The sequence below is a fragment of the Campylobacter sp. P091 genome (genome assembly GCF_002138935.1).
Lineage (GTDB): Bacteria > Campylobacterota > Campylobacteria > Campylobacterales > Campylobacteraceae > Campylobacter > Campylobacter devanensis.
In genome coordinates this window covers 339,297-365,688 of sequence record NZ_MJKZ01000001.1, presented here as the reverse complement: position 1 = coordinate 365,688, position 26,392 = coordinate 339,297, and the positions used below count along the sequence as shown (strand labels likewise).

Below are 26,392 nucleotides of genomic sequence, written 5' to 3'. Positions count from 1 at the left end.
TCAAAAATAAATTTAGCAAAGAGGTGGTGATGAAGCAGTGGATGGAGCTGTTTAGCAAGGTTAAAAATCAAAATAATTCTTAGGAAATGCGATGAAACAAAAGGAAAATGTCGATAATATAGTTTTTTTCAATGGTGTTTTGGATATTAGAGCCGGAGGACCTTCTGGATATATAGCAAATCTAAAAGAAAGTATTTCTCAATACCATATTTCTAGTAGTATTGCCTTTATCTCAATGGATAATGTTATTATTAAAAAGCATCAATATAAAATACAAAAAAACATTGCAAGGATTTTTTCATTATTCATTCCAATAAGAAAATATAGAAAAAAATTAAGAGAAAAAATATTTGCTTTTTTAATCCGAAAGGCATCATTTAATTACTTAGAGATAGATGCGATAGAATATAGGGGATATATCAAGCAATTGGATAAATATCAGTTTAAAACAATTATTTGTCACCATGTGAAGGATGCTATTTTTATTAAAAATTATTTAAAATATAGAAAAATAGAAGCAAAGTTAATGCTAATGTCTCACTCTCCAGAGCCAATGTCAGAAGAAGCGTATCATCTTGCGAAATTGGAACAAGATCAAAATGCCGATAAAATTTATGCTATGCTTCAAAAAATAGAAAAAGATGCTTTTAATCAAGCGGATGTTTTGGTTTTTCCTAGTAAAGAGGCTATGGAGCCGTATCTGAAAGGTTTGGATTATTTCGAAGAATTAACTAAGAGTAAAAAATTAATGTTTATTAGAACATGTTGCGCTAGGTTAGATATTGAAAATAGTATTAGAGATATAAGGGAAGAATTTGGTATCAAAACTAAATATATAATATCATTTATCGGCAGACATACCGCCATTAAAGGGTATGATGTATTAAAGAGCATAGCAGATAAAATACTAGCTAAAAGAGATGATATAACATTTGTAATTGGGGGAGGGCAGACAAGCGAAATATCACCCCTTGACCATCCTAGATGGATAGAATTAGGAAAAATAAATCCAGCAGATTTACTAAAAATAACAGATTTATTTATTTTGCCAAATAGACAAACTTATTTTGATTTAATTTTAATTGAAACTTTATCGTCTGGCGTGCCTATTTTGGCTTCAAATACTGGCGGAAACAAAACCGTATATCAAGACACGCAAGCTATAGAGCTTTATGATAATCAAGATGATTGCATAAATAAAATAGAAAATTTTATCGATACTTCTAAAGAGTATAAAAACCAACAAAGAAAACTCGCAAAGATTGCGTATGAAAATAATTACACTTTAGAGCACTTTGCAAAAAATTATAATAATCTTATAATTAATCTTACAAAAGAGTACGAGCAATGAAAAATTTGGTAGTTGGAGCTGGATTTTCTGGGGCAGTAATCGCAAATTTAATTGCTACAAAACTCAATGAAAAGGTTGTTGTAATAGACAAAAAATGCCATATTGCTGGTAATTCATATGATTATAGAGATAAAAATGGGATTATGATACATAAATATGGTTCGCATATTTTTCATACTTCGAATGAAAGAGCTTGGGATTTTGTTTGTCAATTTGGTAAATTTAATCAATATATGCATAAAGTGATAGCTCTAATCGATGGTATAGAGACTATCATACCTTTTAATTTCAATACTCTTTATGATCTTTTCCCACAAACAATGGCAAGGCGTTTAGAAGAAAAGCTTTTAGAAAAATTTGAATACAATACAAAAGTGCCAATATTAGAATTTCAAAAACAAGATGATAAGGATTTAAAATATTTATCAAATTATATTTATGAAAAGGTTTTCTTGCATTATACTATAAAACAATGGGGAGTTTCGCCTAGCAATGTTGATGGCGCTGTGACTGCAAGGGTACCTGTGTATTTAAGCAAGGATAATAGATATTTTCAAGACAAATATCAAGGTATTCCGCTAGAAGGCTATACTAAGCTTATTGAAAATATTTTATTTCATAAAAATATTAAAATTAGATTAAATACTGATTTTAAGGATATTAATAGTAATAAATTTGATAGGATTTTTTATACTGGGTCGATTGATGAATATTTTGATTATAAATATGGACAACTGTCTTATCGTAGTGTAAAATTTGAGTTAGAAGAGTATGAGAGGGAATTTTATCAGTCTAATTCGGTTGTTAATTATCCTTGTAACTATAATTTTACACGAATTCATGAATACAAACACTATCTTCAAGATAAAACCGATAAAACAGTAATTGCCAAAGAGTATTCAGAGGCTTTTGAGCTTGGAAAAAATGAAAGATACTACCCTATACCAAAAGAAGAAAATAGAATATTGTATGAAAAATACCTAAAAGAAGCAAATTTGAATAAAAATATTTATTTTTTAGGTCGCTTGGGTGACTATAAGTATTATGATATGGATAAAGCTATTTTACGAGCTATTGAATTGTTTGATGATTTAGTCGGTACAGGTAAAATATAGATTTATATCTTATTTCAGAGCTATAAAATCATTATTACACCGCCAATCAAGGATTGGCGGTATTTGTTGTTGGGATTGATGGTTTTACTCCCACCCATCTAATGCATTTTGTATCGTATCAATCGTAGTTTCTACCATTCCAGCCAAGCTAAAAAAGTAATACCCATGCTGGCGTACATATTCAAAAATTTTCTTATCACGTTCGCCTTTATTATTTTCAGGTTTTACCATTAGCGCCATAAATTCTAACTCTTGATGAATACAAAAGTTATATGCGGTATACATATAGACATCATTAAAGACTTTATCACTCTGTAGTGTCGCCTTTAGTCGCTCGATTCTATCTTTTAACTCATAAAATTTAGCATATCGTGGCTCCTTGTTAGCGGCTAAATCTCTATCGGCACTCTCTACTAGCTTGCTAATTTTCTTAAATAGTTCAGTAATTAATGCTTGTCTATCCTTGCCAACTTTGATGAAATTTTCTATTATTGCTCTTTGTTCGCTTAGTTTTTGTTGGCTAAGTTTAGGCGAAATAGGCTCTGGTTTTATCAGTTCTTTTTTAACTCCAGCACCTATTAATTGGCTTACAAGCTCACCAAAAGGCATCTCAATAGCTCCTTTAATCCTAGAGCCGCCCTCAGTAGCATTATATACTTTTACATCTGTATAGGCATTTAAAGCATCAATCATCGCTTCAAAATAGTTTCTAAAAAGATCCCAGTTTTTAGTGGATTTTACCTGCGTTTTGCCGCCATAGCCTAGCACGGTTGTGATATTTGGTGTATACTCTTTAGAGGCGATAGTAGGTGAGGTCTCGCCAAATACCATTCCCTTAGCATGTGTGGTGCCATCGCTTGCCATTGCTAAATCCTGCCCGATAAATATGATTTGTTTACAGCCTAGTTCTATAGCCAAATCAAATGCAAAATGCGCTGTACTAGGACCTTTACACATATAGTTTTTACTATCCTCGCCTAGGGCGTACTCAAATTTAAGTGGCTTATGAGCAAAAACTGCATTTCTACCTTTTAAAAGTCCGATGGTATTTGGATGAATAAGTGAACTAGCTACAAAGGTTATACCATTATCAAATTCACTCGCTTTAGAATTAAAAAATTCACCACTTTCAACAATTCTCTCCATTGTAGTAACAAAATCTGGCCTAAGGTTATTAAGCTTTAATATCGGATATGAAGCATCAGCAGCGATAAGAATAGCATATGGCGCAACCTCTCTTAAAAGCTCAAGCTGCTTAGTTAGACTAGGTCCAGTAGAGACTATGATGGCAGTTTTATTGCGGTTAGCATTTAGGTTTAAAATATCTTTTAGGCTATAATTGGCATAAAAATGCGGCATATTTGCTACGACATGCCTCATCCCTATAAGGGTATCTTCGGCTGAATTTCCGGCTGATTTGATATCTAAAAGCTGGGTGTTTAGTAGGCTTTTATTTATAGCATTTGCGCTAGATTCATAATTTTTAGCATAGTAATCATTATAGATATGAAAGTCATAACTTCGAACATTATAAATAACATCTTTTGAGCCACAAATTATATGTAGATATGACTCATGTAAGTAGCTAGTACAAAGTGGCACAAAGCGATTCTCACGCATATCTTTGCTAAAATCATTTAGATGAAGTACTATAAAAAATATCTCAATCTCAGGTTCAAATACTATAATCTTTTTATGGTTTTTATTTTCTAGTAGGGCTTTGTAGAAGTTGCCATTACCAAGACCATAGAAAAATAGCGATGGATAAAGAGAATACTCTTTTTTAAATTTGTTTAGCATATCGTTAGTATGAGATGCTGGCGAGCCGCTATAAAGTGGCTCTTTAGTGTGAGTGTTGATTATATTGATATCTAAGCTACTTTTACCAGCAAATACATCAAATTTACTATTGCTTTTTAAGTCATAAACTGCCTTTGCTAGGTTGAAATTTATCTGACAAAGGGCAATTATATTATTTATAAATAGTGTTGTTCCGCCATTTGCTCTTATATCTTTATCGATTGCTTGGTGAAACTCTTTAACTGCATTTGGGTCAACTTGGTGGTTGTAATTTTTATTAAATATATTATCCATTCCATCGCCTTATTAGATTGTGTTTTATTTTTAAGCTATCTAGCCATTTAGCTATTATGAAATTTTCAGCCTCATCAATGCTGCTAGGCTGAGTGTAATATCCTAAAATTGGTGGAACAATCCCAACGCCAATACTAGCAAGCTTAGCCATCTGGCGTAATGATATAGCATTTAATGGTGTTTCACGCACAGCTAGGACTAAATTTTTGCGCTCTTTTAGCATTACTGCAGCTGCTCTTAAAAGAAGATTATCACTAATACCGCAGCTGATTTTAGCTAAAGTATTTATAGAACAAGGCGCAACTATCATAGCATCAAACATCGCTGAGCCGCTAGCTGGAGCTGCGCTAATATCATTTATATCATAAATTTGAATTTTGCTATCAATTTTTTGGCTTAAATTCTCTTTTTGCATAGATAGTGTAGCGTTTTGAGTTATAATTAGGCTAGTATCTACGCCTAGAGAATTTGCATTATTTGCTAATTTGATTCCAAGGTGAGCGCCACTGGCTCCGCTGATTGCTACTATTAGCTTCACTCTATTATATGTCCTACGAATTTAGAGTAATTATCTATTATATCTTTACCTTTTCTAAAGCCTAGAGCGCACCCTTCAAAGGCAAAAAACATTCCAGCTTGATAGCTATCGCCGTTTTCATCTTTAGCAAAATCAGCAAATTCTTGATATAAAAATTTGCCACTTGCATATTCTCCATCATTTTGTATCTCTATGCTACCATCGCTATTTATTATAGATACATTTGCACCCTCTCTGGCTAAAAATGGCTTTTTGACCTGTTTTTTACCCTTTAATGGCTCAAAGCTTGATTCTAGAAGTAGCGGATGATTAGGATATAAATCCCATAAAATTTTCATAATTCCTTTACTTTGAAATAATAAAGTATAGGCTGGATTTAAGATTATAGCCTTTTGGTTTTTGATTATGTTTTTTATGATTAGTGCTAGGTCGCTCTCATCAATAGCAATCATCTCCCATGGAATTAGTTTAAACCAATACTCCCAGTTTTGCTCATTCCAAAATATCCCATTTTCATCATCAAAGCTCACTTCATCAACAAAGGCAAAATCACACTCAAATCCAGCATCTCTAGCTGCAGATTCTAGCAATCTTGTAGTATTTTCATCTTCAACACTTCCAGCTATAGAGCTAAAGAGAATCTTCCACCCTTCATAATATTCATCAAATGTGCTAGTATCTTCTTGAAGCGTTACAAGGCGTTTGAAATTCTCTACTAAAGCCTCGTATACATCATTAAACTGAGCTGCTTCATCAAGATTGTTAAATTTAAGCATTGCCCATTGTATTATTGCTGTTTCAAAAAGACTCGTAGGCGTATCGGCGTTAAATTCAATTAATTTAATAGGCTTACCATCTATGCCGCCAGCTAAATCAAATCTGCCATAAATATGCCAATGAACATCATTTTCCCAGCTAGCTTTAATAGTATCAACTAGATTAAATGGAATCCCAAGCTCATGGAATAGATCATTATTAATAACATACTCAGCAGCTGCTACATACATATCATATAGCTCATTTGTCGCTTCATAAAAGGCCTCGGCTTCATCTTGGGTTATGCTTACTAGCTCATTAGATATATATCTGCTACCATCAAGATCGGTATGCCAGCCAAATCCGATACTCTCTAAATATCCATTATCAAGTGGTTTAATTTTTTTAAGCTTCACTTTTGTCCTTTTAATAGATTGATTTTAAATGCTTATTATATTTTAATAAATTAAATTTGAGCTATATTTTATAAATGATTTTACTATAGTTTTTTATCATTGTAAGGAGCTTGAAAAGTGTGGTAATTTGTAGCAACAATCAAATATTTTACTTATTTTTATATTAAATCTAAATTTTATATAAATTTTACTGAATTTAGATAATAATATTTAATTTTGCTAAATTTAGGCTCTCTTTTTTATCTCAAGTCTCTCAAAGTCAAACTCATCAGGGTGATTTATAGCATAATTAAACTTATTTCTATCAATTTTTTTATCCCAGATTCCTACGATTAGACAAGCGACTGCGTTGCCACAGAGATTTCCCACCGCACGCATCTCACTCATAAATTTATCAACCCCAAGTAGCACCGTCACAGTCACCACAGGTATGACATCATGCATAGAACCAAGCGTCCCGGCTAACACCACAAATCCAGATCCCGTTACGCCCACAGCGCCTTTACTAGTAACCATCAAAATTAGTAAAATACTAAGCAAATGTGAAAAACTAAGCTCTATATCAAAAGCTTGAGCCAAAAATATAACGCAAGATGATAGATAAATATTTGTACAATCTAGGTTAAAAGAGTAGCCAAAAGGGGTGATTACGCCGACGCAGCCTTTGTGAATTCCGGCACTTTCTAGCTTTTTCATAAGTGGAGCTAAGGCGACTTCGCTTGAGCTAGTAGCGAAGACAACTAGCACTTCTTTTGCGATAAAGCGCATAAATTTAAATATATTTACCTTAGCTAAGTAGCAAATCACGCCAAGCACAACAAAGATAAATATCAAACACGATACTAGCATAGTCCCAAGCAGACTTAGCATACCAATGAGACTCTCAATCCCAAATTTACCGATGAGATAGGCCATCGCACAATACGCCGCTAAAGGGCTAAGCCACATAAAAATACTAAGGATTTTTAGCACCCAGTGTTGGGCTTTTTCAATAGGTTTTATGAAAAAATCTTTAATTTTCTTTGGTGCGAAGCTTAACGCAATTGCTGAAATTAAAGCCATGAAAAGCACTTGAAGTGTATTAGCTTTGATAAATGGGGTGATAACGATACTTAGGGCTAAAAGGGCATTTTTAAACACACCTAAAACAAAGCCAAATCCGCTAAGCGTACTTAAATCATCATAGGCAAAAAGCGGAGTTTTTGGCACTGCGTTTGCTAGTATCGACCAGATCGAGCCTACATCTTTTGAGACCCCAGAGAATTTCTCTACGCTACTAGGATCAAAGGAGTTAGCATCTAAATGCATTCCTACGCCAGGCTCTAATAATAGCGAACCTAAAATACCAACAGCCAAAGCCACCGTGCTAACTACTTCAAAGTATATAAAGCCCTTTAAACCTATACTTCCAAGGTCTTTCAAGCTCTCTAAACCCACAATGCCAGCAATAATAGTAAGAAAGATAATGGGCCCTACCATCCACTTTAAAATCATGATAAAATAGTCAATTCCAAATTTACTATCAATGCCAATTTGCGGAAAAAAATAACCTACGAAAATACCAAGCACTATTGCTAAAACAACCCAAAATACAAGATTTTTAAACACTCCAAGCATACTAAAACCTTAAAAAATAGAAAATTCTAGCACAATAAAACTTAAATTTAGCAAGAAATCAAGGTGAATTTCAGATATAACTATATCATCGTAAAAATCAATATCGCATTACAAATCAAAATAATTTATTATCTATTCTTTAAAGCCATAGGCCAATCTCTGTGGTATAATCTGAAATTTCATATGAAATCACCAAAAAATGAGTTTAATAGCAATATTATAAATATTTTTTAGCTAATTTTATAAAAATAAATTTAAATTTAACAACTGCTAAACAATTTAGATTTATAATATTTCCTTATTATTTTAAGGAGAAATTATGAAAAAATTAGCCCTAGTTTGTCTGTATGCTTATGCGCTCAATGCTACTTCGTTTAATGCACCTATGAGTGAGTATATAACAGAGTTAAAATCCGAGGCTCTAAAGCTAGATCCAAATTTTAAAGATTTTGATGCTTTAAGGGGTGAGAAAATCTTCACAACCAAGCATATAGGCAAAAATTCTCAAGAGCTTTCTTGCCAAAGTTGCCATGGCAATGACCTCAAAAAAGAAGCTACCAATATATTCACTAACAAAATTATCCCACCTCTCTCGCCAAGTGTTAATCCATCTAGGCTAAGCGATGTCAAAGAGGTGAAAAAATGGCTAAAAAGAAATTTCAAAGATGTCTATTTAAGAGAGGGAACCGCCATAGAAAAGGGCGATGTCTTATACTATCTAATCAAACAATAAAGGATAAAAAATGAGATTTTTACTATTTGTATTTATAGCGATTTTAAGCTTAGAAGCAAAGGGGCCAGATGTAAGGCCGGTTGATAATGAGCTATATAAAAAAGAGTGTGCCACCTGTCATTACGGCTATCAGCCTGGACTTTTACCGACCCAGTCGTGGGAGTTTATAATGCAAAATTTAGAAAACCACTATGGGAGCGATGCGAGCATTGATGATGAAGCAAATAAAAGCATTCTTAGCTATCTTTTGGCAAATGCTAGCCAAAATGCGATGAACTATAAAAGAAGTGCGAAAATCACAAAATCCCTAGAAAACGGCGTTTTATACAAGTCAATAACTGAAATTCCATATCATATCAAAAAGCATAGAAAGATAGAAAAATGGATGATAACGCAAAAAGAGGTCAAAACTCTATCTAACTGCACAGCCTGTCACAAAAAGGCCGATCAAGGCATTTATGGTGATGATAGCGTGAATATACCAAATTATGGGGTTTGGCGTGATTAAAAGCTATATTTGGAGTTTTGCGGCGAGATTTTCTCATCTTGCTTTGATACTTAGCTTTGCTCTTGCTTATGTGTTTAGCGAATTTGATGATTTGGTGTATTTTCACGCTGCTTTTGGCGTGATATTTGGTGTGGCGATCGTATTTAGGATAGTTTGGGGATTTGTAGGGACAAAATATTCTAAATTTAGCGATTTTAAATTCCAAGGATTAATTGGCTATTTTGGCTCATTTTTGGGTAAAAAAGAGAGATTTATCGGTCATAATCCCGCTTCAAGTATAGCAATTATCATTATATTGGCCCTTGGATTTGTCTGTGTGGTATCTGGATTGGTGCTTTATGGCCTAGATAAAAATAGTGGAATTTTCGCTTTTTTATACGATAGTTATGCGAAATTTGAATTTGCAAAATCCATCCACGAATTATCAGCAAATACACTTTTGTTTGTAGCGATTATCCATATTTGTGGGGCTTTGATAGATAAGTTTATACACAAAAATGATTCTGTAAATTCCATGATAACAGGCTATAAGCTCACTCAAAATGATGAGAGCATAAGGGCAAATTTAGCTCAAAAAATATTTTGTTTTGTCTGGATTTTGGCTATTATCGCAATATTTTTATATATCTTTAATAAAGATAATTTTATCTTAAAATCTCACGCTTTAAAAGTAGATTATAGCGCGCAAAATGCCGTATTTGCCAAAGAGTGCGGTAGCTGCCATATGATCTATGCGCCATTTTTGTTGCCTAAAAAATCGTGGGAGATTATGATGGCAAATTTAGAAGATCACTTTGGTGATGATGCTAGTGTAGATGAAGAGACAAACAAAGAGATATTAAATTTCCTAAGATCCAATTCGGCTGAACAAAAAGGCAATAAAACAGCATTTAATATACTAAAATATGCTCAAAACGACCAAAATATCGCCATCACTCAAAATCCATATTGGATAAAAAAGCATAGAAAAATAGATGAAAAAATCTTTTCAAAGAGCGATATCAAATCCAAAGCAAATTGCGCAGCTTGTCATAAGGGGATCGAAAATGGGATAATTAGTGTGATTGAGTATGAAAAGATAAGATAATTTTTTAATTTAATGCTATAAATCGCCGCTTTGTTCATCTGATAGTGATAAATTTAGAAAATAGATTTTAAACTATTAAACACTTTGGGCGATTTTTTTCATCTTAACTAGTAGTTTTGATCGCTCATTATCATCTAAATTTCCATATAATAGCTGATTCATCGCTTGCATAAAGTCAAATGTAGCAAAGAGTTTGGCGTCATTATTTGCCTCTTTGGTGGCATTTGAGATGGCTGAGTTTATATCGCTAGAGTTGTTTTTTATCCCTTCTAAATTTTGTAAAATTTCATTAAATTTGCCACTTTCATCAAATTTGGCTTGATTTGTGGCTATTTTTATTAATTTTGTGGTTAGCTCATTGCCTATTGTCATATTCTAGCCTTGTATTGTGAATTTGCACAAGCAAATTTTAGATCAAATTTCACCATTAATTAGCTTGACTAAGAAGTAAAACAAATTTATTTTTACACTTATTAGAGTTTTGAAAGGTTGTTAAGTCCGTGCGTACTCAAAATTTTCGCCGTCGTTTCATCTATAAGATAAAACGCCTATTGTGAAAATTTTGTCGCAAAGCTGGGCTTAGCTCAGCTGCGAAGTAAGAAATATGGGTCACCAACTCAAGGAAACCACCCTAAATGGGTCGCATTCGCTGGTTTTGTGCATGTGGGGCTTTGCTATAAAATTAAAAATTATATCTAGCCTCAAATCTTAAATGTTTATAATCTCCTGGATCTGAGTCTCTATTAATATATGAATACCAAGCTTTAAAATTTAGCTTTTTGCTATATTTATAATCCACTCTAGCTACGGTTTCATACTTATTGGTAGTTGAGTTGTTTAGTTTGTGTGTTACTTCGCCAGATACATAATCAGCACCTACTCTTACTTTGTTAGCAAATGTATAGCCAGCTTTTAAAAACCAATGTTTACCTTCGCCAGTTATGAAAGAGTATTCTAGTATATCTTCACCAGCGTCTATAAAACTACCTTGGTCTTCAAATGAGATTAACGACACTTTATCTGTATCAAACCATACATAACCAGCATTCGCATCAAAGCCAAAAGCTTTAGCGCCAGCTTCTATAGCTGCAAATTTAGCATCATCTAAAGGCACCCCTTTTAAACCAAAATTTTCTGCCCACATACTTGAAGTGGCATATTGAGCTTGCAAGCTTAGGTCTATATCAGCTATATTTGTTCCTATTAGTAAATCAGTAGCATATAGTTGAGCTACGCTATCAATAGCAGCATACCATAGTTGGAAGCTAACTAGATCATATGAGCCAATAGCAGCTACACTATAGAGATTTCTATCGGTTACATATTCTGGTTGCTTGTAGTTTTTCTTGCCGATTAAAAAATAATTTGTTAGAATATCACTATCATTTTGAAGGTTATCAAATGCCATACCAGTTAAAGTAAGCCCGTTAATATCGTTATTAAGCACTTTAATACCAGTACCTACCATATCATCAGTAAAGAATGTGCCTAGCACTTGGCGACCAGCTGTGATAGTAGTGTTGCCAGCTTTGTATCCTAGATAGAATTGGCGAACATTGAATGTTTGACCATAATTATCATAGCTAAAGCCTGTATCCTTTGTCCCTACCTGGGTAGCAGCGTTATAATTTTGGCCAGAGTTATCACCGCTATCATATCTAAAGCCGATAACGCCAAAGAAGTTATCATCTAAAGCAGATTGAACATTTATTTCAGATGTAAATCTATGCCTATTAATATCAAGAATATCATATTCACTATCATAGATATCATACCTATATCTTGAATACCCTGATATATCTATATTTTTAATAGTCTCTTCAAGCGTCTTAGCGTTTGATACGCTTGAGATGGTAGCTACGCTTATAATAGCAAATAAGCTTAGTTTGACTAATTTCATTTTTATCTCCATATTTAAATATAAATTTATAAATTGTAACAATTTATCATTTAATATTTACTAAAAATTTGATAAATTATTATCTATTATTTACCAAAATTTAGCAATCTTTATAAGTGATTAGCTTAAATCAATAGCGGCAAAATCACTAAATTTCTTTGCTTATTAGCGGTAAATTTGGGCTATATTAAACGCTTTTTGCGATTTTTTCCATCTTAGCTAGTAGTTTTGATCGCTCATTATCATCTAAATTTCCATATAATAGCTGATTCATCGCTTGCATAAAGTCAAATGTAGCAAAGAGTTTGGCGTCATTATTTGCCTCTTTGGTGGCATTTGAGATGGCTGAGTTTATATCGCTAGAGTTGTTTTTTATCCCTTCTAAATTTTGTAAAATTTCATCAAATTTGCCACTTTCATCAAATTTGGCTTGATTTGTGGCTATTTTTATTAATTTTGTGGTTAGCTCATTGTCTATTGTCATATTCTAGCCTTGTATTGTGAATTTGCACAAGCAAATTTTAGACCAAAATATCAACCGCCAGTAGCTTGGGTTGAGCCACTTCCGCTTCCACCACCGAAAAATCCGCTTCTAGCGTTGCTACCGGCTTTTGTAGCAGAAGTTGCGGTGGAGGCTTTGTTAAAGCTATTTACACTTCTGTTGTATGCGCTTGGGTTGTTGTATGCGCCTTGGCGTGAGTTTTGGTAGGCTGGGTTATTAAAGAGTTTTGAGCCGATCCAACTACCTATGATCGCACCTGCTGCGCTAGCTAGGATCGCTTCACCTAGACCTAAGCCACCATTTCCGCTACTTAAATTTGAGTTTGTCAGACCGCTTGTGCCGGCGTCTATTTTGGCGTTTTCTTCTTGAAGAAGTTTGTCTATTTCAGCTTGGCTTAATAATCTTTCACTCATTACGCCATTAGCATCGCTTTCACGCAAAAATACTCTTGTATCATTACTTGGGAATTCATCTGCTATTTTATAGCTTCCATCGCTTGTTTTTTCTATAAATACGGTTGCGCCTTGTTTTTGGATAGTTTGGGCTGTGTTTGTGCTATTAGACTCGCCGCATCCTGCTAAACCAAATGCTATTATAGCGCCCACGCCACTAGCTATGCTTATATCTTTTAATCTTTTGATATGTTTCATCTTTACCCTTTAAATTAAAGTGAAATTATAAAAATATAGATTAAATTCAAATTTAACTTATCTCATATTTTAGTTTATACTCGCCAAATTCATTTTTAGCAAATATATCTTTGTTATAGTGTTTTTCTATAATTTGCCAAAATTTGGATTTGCTAATGCCTATAAAATTACAAAAATCCTCCACGCATCTAGGGTCTAGTGCATGGTCTCTCTCTTTGACTAGCTCGATTGCTTTATCTCTACTCATCAGTCCATATCTAACTAGCCTAGCAGCGTAGTCAGTAGCCATGGCGTGACCAAATTTAGGATATTTCATCCAGGCATGGACAATATATGCTACGCTATCTACTTGATCGAAAGATTCTATAGTGTGAGTTCTATCCCATTCGCTCTTTAAATCGCTAAAGCCTCTGCTCTTAGCAAAGATATAATTAGAGTATGAATTCCACTTGATAAAATAGCTTAGATATATAGGTTCAAGGCTATCTATATCTAAATTTGAGCTATTTGGGTCATAGAATAATTGTAGATCTTTAAGGTCTATATCTACGCCACTTAAATCAATATCGCTTGCTACGCCATTTAAAAATATATCTTTAGCACTTGGAGTCTCTACTGCGTCGCTACCACCATACTCGTAGCTCACATTTTCGCCATATACCAAAAGCGGAGTATTAAATTTCGCCGCCATGGCAAATGGATAACTATATATAAGGCGATCTATATACCATGTTGGTTTGCCGTATTTTTCAAATGTGTAGAGCATTAGGGCTTTTTGGGTTTTGATATTTGGTTTTAGAGATATTATATGACAACCAAATTCTTCACTTAAATTTCTTAAATTATTCTTACCAGCTTTTGTCATTGTGAAGTTATCCTCAACGCTAAAAAGCACCGGATTCATCCCTAAAACCTCTTTCATTATATGGACTTGAAAGTGGCTATCCTTACCGCCACTTACGGCGATGGCGCAGTCATAGTCATTTTTGCCATTTCGGCCTCTGTGCTTATCGCATAAAGCTTCAAGCTCTTTAAATCTAGATTTGTAATCGATATTTTTCTTATTTTCGTGATTTATACACGCACTACATTTAACTCTTCCATCATCTAAGGTAGTAAATTTAATCCCCGGTCTGCTATCAGGCATAACGCAAAAATCACAATATCGCATTACCCCCCCCCCCTAAAATCTCCATTCATCTATATATCCTTTTTAAATTATTTAAATTTGAAGTTGCGTTTAAAAGCAACATATCAGCTATAACTAGCCTTGCCATTGCCGTAGCTACCACGCTCCCACGCACTCCAATACATGGATCATGTCTGCCACGCAGCTGGCATATCGTCTCATCACCATTTAAATTTAGAGTTGGTTGAGCCTTAAAAATGCTCGGCGTTGGCTTAAAATAGCTCTTAATCACAATATCACTTCCATTGCTAATACCGCCTAAAATCCCGCCACAATGATTGGTTATAAAGCCACTTTTATCCATATAATCATTATTTTGACTTCCAAGCATATTAGCCACGCTTATCCCATCTCCTATCTCTACACCCTTTACTCCATTTATCCCCATCATAGCACTAGCTAAAGCGGCATCAAGCTTATTATATAGCACTTCGCCTAGTCCAGCGGGGGCGTTTTTGATGATAGTTAAAACACTAGCCCCAAGGCTATCATTTGAGTTTTTGGTATTTAGTATTAGCTCTTTAGCGCTCTCTTCTGTGGATTCATCAGCCCAAAAAATCTCACTAGAATTCGCAAATTCAAAGTCGATTTTATCAGCTTTTATATCGCCAATTTGCCTTACGCAACTTTGTACGCTTATGCCAAATTCGGCTAGTAACAACCCCGCAAATGCCCCACCAGCAACCCTTGCTACACTCTCTCTAGCGCTACTTCTACCACCACCCCTATGATCTCTAATCCCAAATTTAGCAAAATATGTATAATCAGCATGTCCTGGGCGAAATAGATCTTTGATATTATCATAATCTTTGGAGTGTTGAGAGGTATTAGCCACTATAAAGCCAATAGGGCAACCGGTGGTAAAACCATCATAAATTCCACTTAAAATCTCTATCTTATCACTCTCTTTTCTTGAAGTGGCGTATTTGCCACCGGGGCGACGCCTATCAAGCTCACTTTGGATAAAGCTCATATCGACTTTAATACCGGCTGGAATTCCATCTATAACCCCACCTATAGCTACGCCGTGACTTTCGCCAAATGTGCTTAATCTAAATTTAGTCCCAAATGTATTCAATAGCTATCCTTTCATTGAATTTAGTATCTCTAAAGCCTTTAAAGCGCAAGCCTGCTCGGCTGATTTTTTGCTATTTCCTATGGCTCTTGCGATCTCTTTGCCCTCTAATATCACCGCCATTTCAAAGCTCTTTTTATGATCTGGCCCACTTGAGCTTATTAGCTCATATTTTGGTGCTAAGCCTATCTTGGCTTGAGTGAGCTCTTGAAGAGTTGTTTTGTAATCTTTAGTTAGATTTAAGCTAATATCGGGGAAATTTGCTTCTAATAAAGCTATAAATATGCTCTTCACTTTTTCTAATCCACTCTCTAAATATATAGCCCCCATCAAAGCTTCTAAAGCATCGCTTATTAGGCTTTGTTTCTCTCTGCCGCCGTTATTTTCTTCGGCGGTTGAAAGATACAAAAACTCGCCAAGTCTTAGCTCTTTGGCTATCTTAGCAAGGCTATCTTCATTGACTAGTGAGGCTCTTAATTTGCTTAGGTCGCCCTCTTTTTTGCCTTTAAATTTGTGATATAGATACTCACCTACTATCAAGTCTAGCACCGCATCACCTAAAAACTCAAGCCGTTCGTTATTAATAGAGCTTTTGATGCTTTTGTGAGTTATGGCCTCTTTGAGCAAATTTATATTTTTAAATTTATATTTTAAAAGCTTTTGAATCTCTGTTAATTTATCCATAATAATCCTTTTTAATCCTTTGTAAGCTTCATCGCTGCATCTTTTGCTAGTTTGTCGCATAACTCATTTTGTGGATGGCCGGCGTGGGCTTTGATCCAGTGGGCTTTGACTTTGTGAATTTGAGTTAATCTATCTATCTCTTGCCAAAGCTCTATATTTTTGACATTTTTAAAGCTCTTTTTTTTCCATCCATCTAGCCAAGAGTTAATCCCATTTGCAGCGTAACTACTATCGGTGTAGAGATTGACAATACAAGGCTCTTTTAGGGCTTTTAAGCCATTGATGATGGCCAAAAGCTCCATTTGGTTATTTGTGGTATCTTTGATGGCTCCGCTATCATTTTTGGTATATTTTTCATACTCTAAGATATAGGCCCAGCCGCCATTTCCAGGGTTATTTAAGCAACTACCATCGCTAAAAAGAGATACTATTTTCATCGCTCTCCTTTATAACATTTGGGATAATAGCGCAACTTCCTAGCCTAGCACAGTGATTACACCGATAAAAAAATAGAGGATATGAGCCTTTACACTCCTTACAGATATAGTTAAAACTTAAAGTAGCATTAAGGTTATTATCCCTAGCAACCTTTAAAAGATTTAGATTAAAATCAGTTATTTGAGCGTTATTTAACCCCTTAGCGCTATAAAGTTCTTTATACTCATCACCATCTAAAACTCCATCATTTAGATACAAAATATCTAGGCAGTGAGCTAAATCTAGCTTTATATTGATTAAATTTACATCCTTGCCATTTATGATAAAAAGCTCTAAAATCATACGACTAACTAGCTTAAAATCATTAGCAAATTTAGCCATTTTAGCAACTTTTTGTTCAAATTCCATTTGGCTATTTTTAAGCTTTAACGCCTTTGTATAGGCAATCTCTTGGGCGACATCTACGCCTTGTTCTTGTAATGCATCAAGCACTTCTAGGCTCTTATCGTGCAATCTAAGCTTTTCAAATCCAAGCCCAAGGTGACTAAGCGCATCAATATTTTTAGGACTAATCTTAATAGCTTCTAAAAATACTTCTATAGAGCGCTGCATAAATCCAGCTTTTAAATAGGCCTTGCCTAAATTTAAAAATATTAACTCTTTTTGAGATTTTGTGATTGCTTTTTGAAGGGCGATTAGATAAATGGCTATAGCTTTATTAAACTCTCCGCTTCTAGCAAAAATTCCAGCAAGTGCATTAAGTGAACCTGAATCAATATCAAGGCGAATTAGCATATCTTGATATTTTTGGTCTAGATTGCTTTGAGATTGAAATTTATTGACAAATTTATCTATGCTATTTTTTTGATCTTTAAGCGAAAAAACTCCCCAAAAATAGCTAAAAATAGCCACCAAAAGAAGCATGCTAAAAAGCACAATAAGTCCAAAAATAGGATCTCTATACTCAATGAAAAAAAAGTCCAAACCAAACTACCTTGCTAAATTTAATGGCGATTATAGCTAAATCAATGTATAATCTCGCTTATGATATCTAAAAATAGTATAGAAAATTTAAAAAATATAGTTGATATTGCTGATGTTGTAGGCAGTTATATACCGCTTAAAAAATCTGGTGCAAATTTTGTATGTGTCTGTCCCTTTCACAATGATAAGCACCCATCAATGTCTATAAGTCCTAGCAAAGGGATATATCACTGTTTTTCTTGTAAAGCTGGTGGCGATGCGATTAAGTTTGTAATGGAGTATGAGAAATTAGGATATGTTGAAGCTATTGAAAAATTAGCAAGCATATATAATGTCGCATTAGAATATACAAGCAGCAAAAATGAATCAAAGATAGATAAGAAAATTTTAGAGAATTTAAATTTGCATTATAAGACGCTTTTGTATAAAAATCCTGAAGCTCTAAACTATCTAAAAAGTCGCTCCATCACTGATTCTATCATAGAAAAATGGGAGCTTGGCTGGGCGGCATCTTCGCAAAATACTCTAAATTTACTTCAAAATGAAGGCATAGAGCCAAAAGAGGCCTTAGAAGTAGGCGCTATAAAAGAGAATGAAAATGGATATTACGCTAGTTTTATCAATCGCATAACATTCCCTATATATAATCATCTTGGGCGTTTAGTAGGCTTTGGCGGTCGCACCATTAGCGATAATCCGGCTAAATATATCAATAGCCCACAAAGTCAAATTTTTGATAAATCTAAGATATTTTACGGATATGACAAGGCTAAAAGCGAGATATATAGATCTCAATCAATGGTGATTTGTGAAGGCTATATGGATTGTATCATGCTACATGCTGCTGGGATAAATAATGCCGTAGCAGTCCTTGGCACGGCTCTAACTCAAAAGCATATACCTTTAATACAGCGTGGAGATATCAAAGTAACTCTAAGTTTTGATAGTGATAGTGCCGGAATTAATGCAGCCTTTAAGAGTGCAAGGCTACTTATGGAGCATCAAATAGATGGTAAGGTAGTATTAATTAGTGGTGGCAAGGATCCAGCCGAACTAGTAGCAAGTGGCAAAGATATGGAGCTAAGAGATATGCTAAGTGGCGGTGTGGAGCTTGGGGAGTTTTATATAACTCAACTTGTAAAAAATTTAAATCCCAAAACCCCAATAGAGATAGCAAAATCACTAAAAGCTATTCAAGAGTTTAGCTTTGGTTTAAATCCAATTGTAGCTGATGCGTATGTGCCTTTAGTATCTACACTTTTAAGGATCGATCCGGGCTCATTTAGACTAAGTAAGACTACAAAAAGAAGAGATAATTCAAAATTAGCAAAAACTCAAACAAATACTCAAATTCAAAATCTTCCAGTTATAGAAAAAAAGGATATAGCAGAGCTATCAATTTTAAAAAATATGCTTAAAAATCCTGAGTATTGTCAGATTGTAGAGCAGTATTATGGGGTTGAAATTTTTAAAGATAAGGCTACATATAGAGCAGTTACAGGCTCACAAAGCCAAAATAATGAGCATATAAGAGAGCTAGAGTTAAGCCAAAATTTAGAAGAGTATAAAAGTGTAAATGAGCTTCATAATGCTATTAGACCACTTGCTATTAGGTATTATGAAGGGCTTTTAAAGAGTGGCGGGCTTAGTATCGAAGAGATTATCGAGTGTAAAAAAAGAATATTAATTTTAAAAGGAAAAAGATGAAAAGAAAGTGTTTAGCGCTATTTAGCGGCGGACTTGATAGTATGCTAGCTATAAAATTAATTACAATGCAAGGTATTGAGGTTCATGCTTTAAATATAGATATAGGATTTGGCTCAGACCCAGTTAAAAATGAAACTCTAGCCAAAAGAGCAGCGATGGCAGGGGCTACATTTGAGAGTGTAAATGTGCGTAGCAAATATCTTCAAGATGTGCTATTTAATCCCAAATTTGGATATGGGAAGCAGTTTAATCCATGTATTGATTGCCATGGATTTATGTTTAGAACGGCTATTTCTATGCTTGATGATTATAATGCTAGTTTTGTAATTAGTGGAGAAGTCGTAGGCCAAAGGCCGATGAGTCAGCGAAATGATGCGATGGTACATGTCAAAAATCTAGCCGATGATAAAGATGATATAGTGCTTAGACCATTATGCGCTAAGCTTTTAAAGCCGACAATGCCAGAGCGTGAAGGCTGGGTAGATAGAGAAAAATTGCTAGGATTAAATGGTCGTGGTAGAAACGCTCAGCTAAATTTGGCTAAAGAGTTTGGATTTGATGAGTTTGAAAGCCCTGGTGGAGGCTGTCCATATACGATGGAGGGCTTTAGTAATAGAATTAGAGATTTTATCAAATATGATAAAAATATGAGCGAAGATGACCTTCAAAGCCTAAGATATGGCAGGCATTTAAGGCTACCAGATGGCGCTAAAATGATAATTGGCAGGGATCAAAATGATAATGAAAAGCTTGAGACTTTAAAACTTCAAAAGATGGATAGTATAAATTATGATGGAATTATAGGAGCGCATAGTTTTATAGATAAAAATGCAAGTGATTTAGATAGAGCTTTGGCTGCAAAATTAGCAATTAGTTATTGCAAAAGCGAACCAAATGTAGTGTATAAAGCCAAAATAGGTGATAAGATTATAGAAGCTACAAAATGCGATAAGAGTGAAGCTGCAAAATATTTTATCTAGGATTGGCGTGGGTAAATTTCAAAAAGTTTATATAGAAATTAGCGATGTTTGTGGGTGCGAGTGTAGCTTTTGCCCATCTGTAAATTTAGCTAAATTTGGCTCTATGGATTTGGGGCTTTATGAGCGGATTTTGTCACAGATAATGGGCAAGACAAGGGCGATTTGCCTTCATCTTTTAGGCGATCCGCTAGCGAATTTAAATCTAAATCAATATCTAAGCTTAGCTTATGATAAGGGCTTTAAAATAGATCTAGTTACAACGGGCAAATACCTTAAAAAGCATGATTTTAGCGTACTTAGCAAGGCTCATCAAATTTCATTTTCTCTAAGTGCCTTTGTGGATAAAAATGCTAAATTTAACCAAGATTATATAGATGATTTGCTAGCTTTTTGTCAATTTACTCAAGAGATAAAAAGTGAGATTTTTATCAATTTTAGAATCCAAAAACATATGATAAATGAGCCTAAATTTGAGATGATTAAGGCTAAATTTGAGCAGTTTTTTGGGGTGAAAATCGGTTGTAATGAGAGTAGAGTTCGCCTAGCTTATAAGATATTTTTGGTTTTTAAAGAGTATTTTGAGTGGAGAGAGCCAAACTCGCAAAATACAAGTAAATATTGCCACGGCCTAATCTCGCAAATCGGCATTAAAAGTAGCGGAATCGTGGTGCCTTGTTGCGTAGATGCTAACGCTAGGATAAACTTAGGCAATATCGGCCAAAATAGCCTAAATGAGATAGTAAATTCCCCCAAAGCTAAGGCTATAATAGATGGATTTAAACAGGGAAAAGCGATAGAAAATCTATGCCAAAAATGTGAATATAAGGCGACTTTGGACTAAATATCGCTTATTGTTTTGAAATTTTCAAATCCTAGCAAACTCATCCTCATCCAAGATAAAATTCAAATTATTTAAGCAAAATTTAAATTAACCGTTAAAATTTAGCTTTTTAAAGTAATTTTAAGCCAGAGAGCCTTAAATTTCAGCCCTCTAACCTTTTTAAACCTAGCAAATTTAATCTATAAAATCTATATAAATTCACTAAAAATTCGCTCTTATATGCGCTCTATATGCATTTACATACTCATCTACTTTTGGATTTTTTACCACATCATTACAAATAAAGCTAGGTAGCGCCTTCATGCCGCAAAACTCCATTGCCTTATGCATAGCAAAGGTTACGCCATCGCACCCACGCCCTTCAAAAAACTCATTTTTGTCATTAAAGGCAGTAATTGGCGCATTCCAAGTGGTGCTTATCATGTATTTTTTATTTACAGCAAGTCCGCCTGTGCCATATCCGTGCTCAGGGTCGCTTGCGTGCCTGCCATCGCTTTTTAGCAGGCTTGCTGCTGCTGCCATGAAAACTTCATCAAGGTATTTTTTTACTATCCAAGGCTCACTCATCCACCAGCCAGGATATTGCCAGATTATAGCATCTGCGCCCAGCACCTTTTTTGTCTCAGTTTCTATGTCGTAGCCATCATCTATTCTTGTGCGTAGAACTTCGCATCCTTTGGCTTTTAGCTCTTCGCTTGCTATATCGCAAAGCAAGGTGCTTAGCTTGCCACCGCTACTACCAAAATTTTTACCACCATCTAAAATTAGAACTTTCATTTTTACTCCTTTTTGCGGAATTTTAGCAAAATTTCGCTAATTTAAAAAAGCCTAAAAGCTCTTTGGATCGATCACGAAGCGATATCTAGCTCTTTTTGCTACTACATCACGCCAAGCCTGATTTATCTGCTCGCCAGTGATTTTTACTATATTTGGGCGAACTCCAGCTTTAGCGCAAAATTCAGTCATCTCCGCAGTCTCTTTCATACCGCCAATTAAACTAGCATTTAAATTTACTTTTGTACTAGCTAGATTTAAGGTTTGGGTTTTTTGACTGAAATTTATAGGCATACCAACTAGAGTGAAACTACCAAAAGGCTTAACCATCGCAATATATGGCTCCATCTCAAATTCATAAGGAATAGTGCTAAGCGCAAAATCAAATTTAGCCCTAAACGGAGCTAAATCATCGCTATTTTTTACTAGCACGGCTTTTGCGCTCCAGCTCTCTATATCTTTTATTTTACTCTTAGTAGTTGTAAATGCCGTTACCTTCGCACCCTTAGCAATAGCAATTTTAATCCCAAGATGCCCTAGGCCGCCGATACCGATGATCGCTACATTATCACCTTTTTTCATATATTTCATTATAGGCGAGTAGGTGGTGATTCCAGCGCACATTAGCGGGGCTGCCTCATCCCAGCTAAGCTCATTTGGGATATGGATAGCAAAATGCGAATTTACCACAAAATAATCGCTATATCCGCCTTGACTTATGCCAGTAGGCTCTTTAGGATATGGATACCCGTAGGTAAAAATCGTATTTGGGCTGTATTGCTCCTCGCTCCCAGCCGTAGCGATATCAGTGTTATCCACCATACAGCCCACACCAGCTCTATCACCGATTTTGAAGTTTTTGACATTTTTACCCACTTCACGCACGAGACCTACTATCTCATGACCGGGTACTTGTGGATAAATTTGCTTACCCCAATGCCCTAGTTCTGTGTGTATATCACTATGGCAGATACTAGCAGCCATCACTTCTATTAAGATATCATCATCACCAACAGCTCTACGCTCAAATCTCCATGGCCTTAGCTTACCACTCTCATCAAAAGCCGCCCAACCTTTACAAGCGATATTTGGCTTAGATACTGCGCCAAAAAGATTTGTACCAGCACCGATTGCTACGCCAGCAACGGCTGCTTTTGCTAGGAATTCCCTGCGCTCTTTGTTTTTTATTTCATTCATTTTTTGCTCCTTTAAAAAGATATGAAAAATTATAAAACATTACACCAAGTGTAAGTCAAGAGATTTTGAAAAATTTTAGTAGAATTTCATTATTTTTAGCGTTAAGCATTCAATAAGAAAAAATAGTTTACAATAAAGAGTTTATTTATAAAAATTGGCTATTTTTATTTTGAAAGTAGAAATATGAAAGATATTTTAAATTATAAAAATTATTCTTATAACAATTTTTCATATTTACACGGTATGACAGCTTATTTAGCAATGTTTCCGCCTAATATTCCAAATTATTTAATAAATAATTTTTCACAAATAGGTGATTTAATTTTAGATCCATTTTCTGGCAGAGGAACAACTCCTTTTGAGGCTTGTAGGAACGGAAGAATTGGTATTGGGAATGATTTAAATCCATTAGCATTTTGCCTTACAAAAAGCAAAATTAATTTACCAAAAATTTCTAATATATTAAAAAGAATAAGCTTATTAAAGAATCTTTATTATGAGCAAGAAGAATATTATATTAATTCAGTAAATCTTATTGCTGAAGACATAAAGATGCTTTATGAGGAAACAACCACATTGCCTCAATTATTTTTTTTGAAAAATACCTTAAATAGACATAGAAAAGTTGATAATTTTATACTGGCAGTTTTGACTGGAATAATGCATGGAAAACATAGAAAAGATGGAACATCTATTTATTGCAGTATTGATATGCCAAACACTTTTAGCATGTCACCAAACTACATAAAAAAATTTATTGAAACACATAGATTGCAAAAAATAAAGCAAAATGTTTTTGATCTATTGGCAGATAGAGTAAATAAACTTTTTAGAATAAAAAATTATGATGAATCTAGGATGAATGAATATTCTAAAGGTTATTGCTTTAATAAAGATGCTATAGAATGTAGTAATGCTATTTTAAAAAAATATGGCAAAAATAGCATTCAACTTATAGTGACATCGCCTCCGTATTTAAAAAATATAAACTATGGAAAATATAATTGGATTAGACTTTGGCTTTTAAATGAAGATGTAAAAAAAGTAGATACAGATGTAAGCATTTATCATCAAGCGCAAAAAATTAGGGGCATTAAAGACAATTTGCCATTTAAACAATATGCTATCTACATGCAAAATCTTTTTAATAGTTGGTATGATATATTAAAGCTAGGTTCCTATGCTTTTGTTGTAATAGGAGATGTTGAAAAACAAAATTTGGCTAATGATACTTGGAATTTTATCGAAAATAATGGGGGTTGTAAATTAAAGTATATAGATATAATAGCAGATAATATAGAGGAAAAATGTCTTAAAAAAGTTACAAGAATTTGGGGTAAGAAAAGTGGTAAAGCCACTAAAATAGATAGAATATTAATTTTGAAAAAGGAGATATAATGTCGATTGTAGATTCAATCAATAAAAATGTAAAAATAGGTTTTTTTGAAAGCATTAAACAGGATAAAAATTTTGTAGGTAAGCTATATGATTTAAACTATGAAATAGCAAATGTTTTGGTAAATGATTACCAAAAAAATAATGTTCATGGAATTCCACATGGATCTTTACTAATGGCTATTTATGATAATGAAAATACTAAAAATATAGAAGGAATTTTATTAAGAGTAATAGATGTAGCGGATATTCCACAGAAAAAAGAAATAGTTGCTAGCATGACAGATGGATTTATAGCCCAAAAAAATATTGAGGAAAATGCTAACCCTGACCCATATACTAAAAACTTTTATCAGTTTAGCGGATTGCGTTGTAGGACACTAGGAACTTTTTCTTATGATAAAGATAAGAAACTAGTCTTTGGAACTGATGTTGAGAATTTCTTAAGTCCGCATAATTATCAAGTATATAAACCAGAAAAAGAGCAATTAAAAATTATAGTGAATGAAAATGCTAAATTAAATAATGATGAGGCAACAGAAATTATTGGAGAACTTAGATATTCATCTAGTAAGTCCTATGATTTAGATGGTCTATATGCTCCAGAAGTATTGTTACGTACTAATGATATAGTAGCTAGAAGAACAGCATTTTTTGGTATGACGAGAACTGGAAAATCTAATACTATAAAGATTATAATAAGTGCAATACAAAAATTAAATAAACAAAGAAATGAAAAAATTGGGCAAATAATTTTTGATATAAATGGTGAATATACATTTAAAAATGAGCAAGATGATTGTTGTATATATGATAAATTTTCAAATAATGCTGTAAGATTTACTACTTCGCTAAAAAAAGCAAATGATTATGAAGATGTTAATATTATACAATACAATTTTTATAATGATGATACCTTAGAAGAATCATTTAACTTATTGTCAGATGAGGTTATGGGTGTTAAAAATGCAGATTATTTTTCAGCATTTTTTAACGTAAAATTATTTGAAGATATAGAAGATAGAAATTCAACAGAATATAGGAATCAGCAAAGAAAAAGAGCTTTGTATAAATGTATACTAAAAAAAGCAAATTTTGATGTTCCTAGTAATTACAAAATATATTTTTCAGGATTTACCGGTGGTCAGTCTGTAAATAGTGGTGGCTTAACAATAGATGAAGCAATTAAATATTTTGATAAAGTAGATTTAAATTCTATAGACGAAAAATACAAAAAAGATGAAGATTGGAATATTATGTTTAAAGTATTTAAAGGCACAAATGCTTCCGGTTTTAAAGCATTAATGAGACATAAATATTTGCATTCACAATTTGGTAAAGAAGACTACAAGCGAACGATAGATACTTTATTAAGAGAAGGTAAAATAGTTTTGGTAGATTTATCTAATGCTTCTACAGAAACACAACAAAAATATATAGATAAGTTATGTACTTATATATTTAGTCATTCTATGGATAAATTTACAAATGGGGAAAAGCCAGAATATATACAAATGTATTTTGAGGAAGCTCATAATATTTTTCCAAAAGATGATAAAGATTTGAAAAATATATATAATCGTTTAGCAAAAGAAGGAGCAAAATTACAAATCGGCATAAGCTATTCTACACAAGAAGTAAGTTCAATTTCTCCTAGCATTTTAAAAAATACACAAAATTGGTTTATATCACATTTAAATAATAAAGAAGAAATTAAAAAACTTAATAGTTATTACGATTTTGAAGATTTTTCAAATAACATTTTGAGAAATAGCGATGTAGGTTTTGCTAGAGTAAAAACTTATTCTAATAATTTTATTATACCTGTACAAATAAATAAATTTGAAAAATAGGAAATTTT

25 protein-coding genes are annotated in these 26,392 nt (G+C 33.7%); 10 read left to right on the top strand and 15 right to left on the bottom strand.

What is annotated here, in order from left to right; translation table 11 throughout:
• Nucleotides 1-91: 91 nt before the first annotated feature.
• A complete protein-coding gene (locus CIGNP91_RS01830; RefSeq protein WP_086253204.1) occupies nucleotides 92-1,351 on the top strand; it encodes a glycosyltransferase family 4 protein in 1,260 nt (419 codons plus the stop codon).
• Nucleotides 1,348-2,466 (top strand): UDP-galactopyranose mutase, encoded by a 1,119-nt coding sequence (gene glf, locus CIGNP91_RS01825; RefSeq protein WP_086253203.1) that lies wholly within the window; start codon nucleotides 1,348-1,350, stop codon nucleotides 2,464-2,466. The genes CIGNP91_RS01830 and glf overlap by 4 nt, the downstream gene beginning before the upstream one ends.
• A gap of 84 nt (nucleotides 2,467-2,550) precedes the next feature.
• On the opposite strand, the gene CIGNP91_RS01820 is transcribed toward glf, so the two are convergent.
• From CIGNP91_RS01820 to CIGNP91_RS01805, 4 genes are all read right to left on the bottom strand, one after another.
• The gene (locus CIGNP91_RS01820) at nucleotides 2,551-4,560 is read right to left on the bottom strand and encodes a motility associated factor glycosyltransferase family protein (RefSeq protein ID WP_086253202.1); all 2,010 of its coding nucleotides are present in this window, start codon (nucleotides 4,558-4,560) and stop codon (nucleotides 2,551-2,553) included.
• Entirely contained in the window at nucleotides 4,553-5,098 is a 546-nt protein-coding gene (locus tag CIGNP91_RS01815; protein WP_086226085.1) for a UbiX family flavin prenyltransferase, read from the bottom strand. The genes CIGNP91_RS01820 and CIGNP91_RS01815 overlap by 8 nt, the downstream gene beginning before the upstream one ends.
• Entirely contained in the window at nucleotides 5,095-6,270 is a 1,176-nt protein-coding gene (locus tag CIGNP91_RS01810; protein WP_086253201.1) for a glutathionylspermidine synthase family protein, read from the bottom strand. Before CIGNP91_RS01810 ends, CIGNP91_RS01815 begins: the two co-directional genes overlap by 4 nt.
• Nucleotides 6,271-6,495: 225 nt before the next feature.
• Nucleotides 6,496-7,887, bottom strand: coding sequence for a cation:dicarboxylate symporter family transporter (locus CIGNP91_RS01805; protein ID WP_086253200.1), 1,392 nt, complete (start codon nucleotides 7,885-7,887; stop codon nucleotides 6,496-6,498).
• Between the two features lie 319 nt (nucleotides 7,888-8,206).
• On the opposite strand from CIGNP91_RS01805, the gene CIGNP91_RS01800 reads away from it, so the two are divergent.
• Genes CIGNP91_RS01800 through CIGNP91_RS01790 form a run of 3 tightly spaced genes read left to right on the top strand, consistent with a single transcriptional unit; the run spans nucleotide 8,207 to nucleotide 10,215 of the window.
• Nucleotides 8,207-8,620 carry a DUF1924 domain-containing protein gene (locus CIGNP91_RS01800; protein ID WP_086253199.1) on the top strand — a complete coding sequence of 138 codons (414 nt, stop codon included), beginning with the start codon at nucleotides 8,207-8,209 and terminating at the stop codon, nucleotides 8,618-8,620.
• A gap of 10 nt (nucleotides 8,621-8,630) precedes the next feature.
• Nucleotides 8,631-9,128 carry a diheme cytochrome c gene (locus CIGNP91_RS01795; protein WP_086253198.1) on the top strand — a complete coding sequence of 166 codons (498 nt, stop codon included), beginning with the start codon at nucleotides 8,631-8,633 and terminating at the stop codon, nucleotides 9,126-9,128.
• Entirely contained in the window at nucleotides 9,121-10,215 is a 1,095-nt protein-coding gene (locus CIGNP91_RS01790; protein WP_180383195.1) for a cytochrome b/b6 domain-containing protein, read from the top strand. Before CIGNP91_RS01795 ends, CIGNP91_RS01790 begins: the two co-directional genes overlap by 8 nt.
• Before the next feature lie 75 nt (nucleotides 10,216-10,290).
• On the opposite strand, the gene CIGNP91_RS01785 is transcribed toward CIGNP91_RS01790, so the two are convergent.
• The 9 genes from CIGNP91_RS01785 to CIGNP91_RS01745 all read right to left on the bottom strand — a co-directional run bounded on the left by CIGNP91_RS01785 (nucleotide 10,291) and on the right by CIGNP91_RS01745 (nucleotide 17,637).
• Nucleotides 10,291-10,587: a hypothetical protein gene (locus CIGNP91_RS01785; RefSeq protein WP_086253196.1), complete on the bottom strand. Its 297-nt coding sequence runs from the start codon at nucleotides 10,585-10,587 to the stop codon at nucleotides 10,291-10,293.
• 310 nt (nucleotides 10,588-10,897) lie between these two features.
• Nucleotides 10,898-12,115, bottom strand: a complete 1,218-nt coding sequence (locus CIGNP91_RS01780; protein ID WP_086226080.1) for a major outer membrane protein — start codon at nucleotides 12,113-12,115, stop codon at nucleotides 10,898-10,900.
• Nucleotides 12,116-12,302: 187 nt separating this feature from the next.
• A complete protein-coding gene (locus CIGNP91_RS01775; protein WP_086228375.1) occupies nucleotides 12,303-12,599 on the bottom strand; it encodes a hypothetical protein in 297 nt (98 codons plus the stop codon).
• Nucleotides 12,600-12,649: 50 nt separating this feature from the next.
• Nucleotides 12,650-13,267, bottom strand: a complete 618-nt coding sequence (locus CIGNP91_RS01770) for a UPF0323 family lipoprotein (protein ID WP_086253195.1) — start codon at nucleotides 13,265-13,267, stop codon at nucleotides 12,650-12,652.
• Nucleotides 13,268-13,319: 52 nt separating this feature from the next.
• Nucleotides 13,320-14,438, bottom strand: a complete 1,119-nt coding sequence (locus CIGNP91_RS01765; protein WP_086253194.1) for an N-acetyl sugar amidotransferase — start codon at nucleotides 14,436-14,438, stop codon at nucleotides 13,320-13,322.
• Nucleotides 14,439-14,463: 25 nt separating this feature from the next.
• Nucleotides 14,464-15,534, bottom strand: a complete 1,071-nt coding sequence (aroC, locus tag CIGNP91_RS01760) for a chorismate synthase (RefSeq protein ID WP_086253193.1) — start codon at nucleotides 15,532-15,534, stop codon at nucleotides 14,464-14,466.
• Between the two features lie 3 nt (nucleotides 15,535-15,537).
• Nucleotides 15,538-16,215: a ribonuclease III gene (gene rnc / locus CIGNP91_RS01755; protein WP_086226076.1), complete on the bottom strand. Its 678-nt coding sequence runs from the start codon at nucleotides 16,213-16,215 to the stop codon at nucleotides 15,538-15,540.
• 11 nt (nucleotides 16,216-16,226) lie between these two features.
• The gene (gene rnhA, locus CIGNP91_RS01750) at nucleotides 16,227-16,652 is read right to left on the bottom strand and encodes a ribonuclease HI (protein ID WP_086233486.1); all 426 of its coding nucleotides are present in this window, start codon (nucleotides 16,650-16,652) and stop codon (nucleotides 16,227-16,229) included.
• A complete protein-coding gene (locus CIGNP91_RS01745; RefSeq protein ID WP_086253192.1) occupies nucleotides 16,630-17,637 on the bottom strand; it encodes a tetratricopeptide repeat protein in 1,008 nt (335 codons plus the stop codon). The genes rnhA and CIGNP91_RS01745 overlap by 23 nt, the downstream gene beginning before the upstream one ends.
• Nucleotides 17,638-17,697: 60 nt before the next feature.
• On the opposite strand from CIGNP91_RS01745, the gene dnaG reads away from it, so the two are divergent.
• Genes dnaG through CIGNP91_RS01730 form a run of 3 tightly spaced genes read left to right on the top strand, consistent with a single transcriptional unit; the run spans nucleotide 17,698 to nucleotide 21,165 of the window.
• Nucleotides 17,698-19,344 (top strand): DNA primase, encoded by a 1,647-nt coding sequence (gene dnaG / locus CIGNP91_RS01740; RefSeq protein WP_086253191.1) that lies wholly within the window; start codon nucleotides 17,698-17,700, stop codon nucleotides 19,342-19,344.
• Nucleotides 19,341-20,324, top strand: coding sequence for an ATP-binding protein (locus CIGNP91_RS01735; protein WP_086253190.1), 984 nt, complete (start codon nucleotides 19,341-19,343; stop codon nucleotides 20,322-20,324). The genes dnaG and CIGNP91_RS01735 overlap by 4 nt, the downstream gene beginning before the upstream one ends.
• Complete coding sequence (locus tag CIGNP91_RS01730) at nucleotides 20,299-21,165, top strand: radical SAM/SPASM domain-containing protein (RefSeq protein ID WP_236848357.1); 867 nt, start codon at nucleotides 20,299-20,301, stop codon at nucleotides 21,163-21,165. The genes CIGNP91_RS01735 and CIGNP91_RS01730 overlap by 26 nt, the downstream gene beginning before the upstream one ends.
• Before the next feature lie 201 nt (nucleotides 21,166-21,366).
• Here CIGNP91_RS01730 and CIGNP91_RS01725 read toward each other — a convergent pair whose 3' ends face one another.
• Together CIGNP91_RS01725 and CIGNP91_RS01720 are read right to left on the bottom strand one after the other, a co-directional pair.
• Nucleotides 21,367-21,942, bottom strand: coding sequence for an NAD(P)H-dependent oxidoreductase (locus CIGNP91_RS01725; RefSeq protein ID WP_086253189.1), 576 nt, complete (start codon nucleotides 21,940-21,942; stop codon nucleotides 21,367-21,369).
• A 51-nt stretch (nucleotides 21,943-21,993) separates the two neighbouring features.
• Nucleotides 21,994-23,136 (bottom strand): NAD(P)-dependent alcohol dehydrogenase, encoded by a 1,143-nt coding sequence (locus CIGNP91_RS01720; RefSeq protein WP_086253188.1) that lies wholly within the window; start codon nucleotides 23,134-23,136, stop codon nucleotides 21,994-21,996.
• Between the two features lie 183 nt (nucleotides 23,137-23,319).
• On the opposite strand from CIGNP91_RS01720, the gene CIGNP91_RS01715 reads away from it, so the two are divergent.
• Nucleotides 23,320-24,534, top strand: a complete 1,215-nt coding sequence (locus CIGNP91_RS01715) for a DNA methyltransferase (protein ID WP_086253187.1) — start codon at nucleotides 23,320-23,322, stop codon at nucleotides 24,532-24,534.
• On the top strand, nucleotides 24,534-26,384 hold the full coding sequence (locus CIGNP91_RS01710) for an ATP-binding protein (RefSeq protein ID WP_086253186.1): 1,851 nt from the start codon (nucleotides 24,534-24,536) through the stop codon (nucleotides 26,382-26,384). Before CIGNP91_RS01715 ends, CIGNP91_RS01710 begins: the two co-directional genes overlap by 1 nt.
• The last annotated feature ends 8 nt before the right edge of the window (nucleotides 26,385-26,392 follow it).

What these genes read in the sequence shown, in the direction of transcription:
- CIGNP91_RS01830 (WP_086253204.1), top strand. Translation starts at nt 92, where the DNA reads ATGAAACAAAAGGAAAATGTCGATAATATAGTTTTTTTCAATGGTGTT.
- glf (WP_086253203.1), top strand. Translation starts at nt 1,348, where the DNA reads ATGAAAAATTTGGTAGTTGGAGCTGGATTTTCTGGGGCAGTAATCGCA.
- CIGNP91_RS01820 (WP_086253202.1), bottom strand. Translation starts at nt 4,560, where the DNA reads ATGGATAATATATTTAATAAAAATTACAACCACCAAGTTGACCCAAAT.
- CIGNP91_RS01805 (WP_086253200.1), bottom strand. Translation starts at nt 7,887, where the DNA reads ATGCTTGGAGTGTTTAAAAATCTTGTATTTTGGGTTGTTTTAGCAATA.
- CIGNP91_RS01800 (WP_086253199.1), top strand. Translation starts at nt 8,207, where the DNA reads ATGAAAAAATTAGCCCTAGTTTGTCTGTATGCTTATGCGCTCAATGCT.
- CIGNP91_RS01795 (WP_086253198.1), top strand. Translation starts at nt 8,631, where the DNA reads ATGAGATTTTTACTATTTGTATTTATAGCGATTTTAAGCTTAGAAGCA.
- CIGNP91_RS01785 (WP_086253196.1), bottom strand. Translation starts at nt 10,587, where the DNA reads ATGACAATAGGCAATGAGCTAACCACAAAATTAATAAAAATAGCCACA.
- CIGNP91_RS01780 (WP_086226080.1), bottom strand. Translation starts at nt 12,115, where the DNA reads ATGAAATTAGTCAAACTAAGCTTATTTGCTATTATAAGCGTAGCTACC.
- CIGNP91_RS01775 (WP_086228375.1), bottom strand. Translation starts at nt 12,599, where the DNA reads ATGACAATAGACAATGAGCTAACCACAAAATTAATAAAAATAGCCACA.
- CIGNP91_RS01770 (WP_086253195.1), bottom strand. Translation starts at nt 13,267, where the DNA reads ATGAAACATATCAAAAGATTAAAAGATATAAGCATAGCTAGTGGCGTG.
- CIGNP91_RS01765 (WP_086253194.1), bottom strand. Translation starts at nt 14,438, where the DNA reads ATGCGATATTGTGATTTTTGCGTTATGCCTGATAGCAGACCGGGGATT.
- rnc (WP_086226076.1), bottom strand. Translation starts at nt 16,215, where the DNA reads ATGGATAAATTAACAGAGATTCAAAAGCTTTTAAAATATAAATTTAAA.
- rnhA (WP_086233486.1), bottom strand. Translation starts at nt 16,652, where the DNA reads ATGAAAATAGTATCTCTTTTTAGCGATGGTAGTTGCTTAAATAACCCT.
- dnaG (WP_086253191.1), top strand. Translation starts at nt 17,698, where the DNA reads ATGATATCTAAAAATAGTATAGAAAATTTAAAAAATATAGTTGATATT.
- CIGNP91_RS01735 (WP_086253190.1), top strand. Translation starts at nt 19,341, where the DNA reads ATGAAAAGAAAGTGTTTAGCGCTATTTAGCGGCGGACTTGATAGTATG.
- CIGNP91_RS01725 (WP_086253189.1), bottom strand. Translation starts at nt 21,942, where the DNA reads ATGAAAGTTCTAATTTTAGATGGTGGTAAAAATTTTGGTAGTAGCGGT.
- CIGNP91_RS01720 (WP_086253188.1), bottom strand. Translation starts at nt 23,136, where the DNA reads ATGAATGAAATAAAAAACAAAGAGCGCAGGGAATTCCTAGCAAAAGCA.
- CIGNP91_RS01715 (WP_086253187.1), top strand. Translation starts at nt 23,320, where the DNA reads ATGAAAGATATTTTAAATTATAAAAATTATTCTTATAACAATTTTTCA.
- CIGNP91_RS01710 (WP_086253186.1), top strand. Translation starts at nt 24,534, where the DNA reads ATGTCGATTGTAGATTCAATCAATAAAAATGTAAAAATAGGTTTTTTT.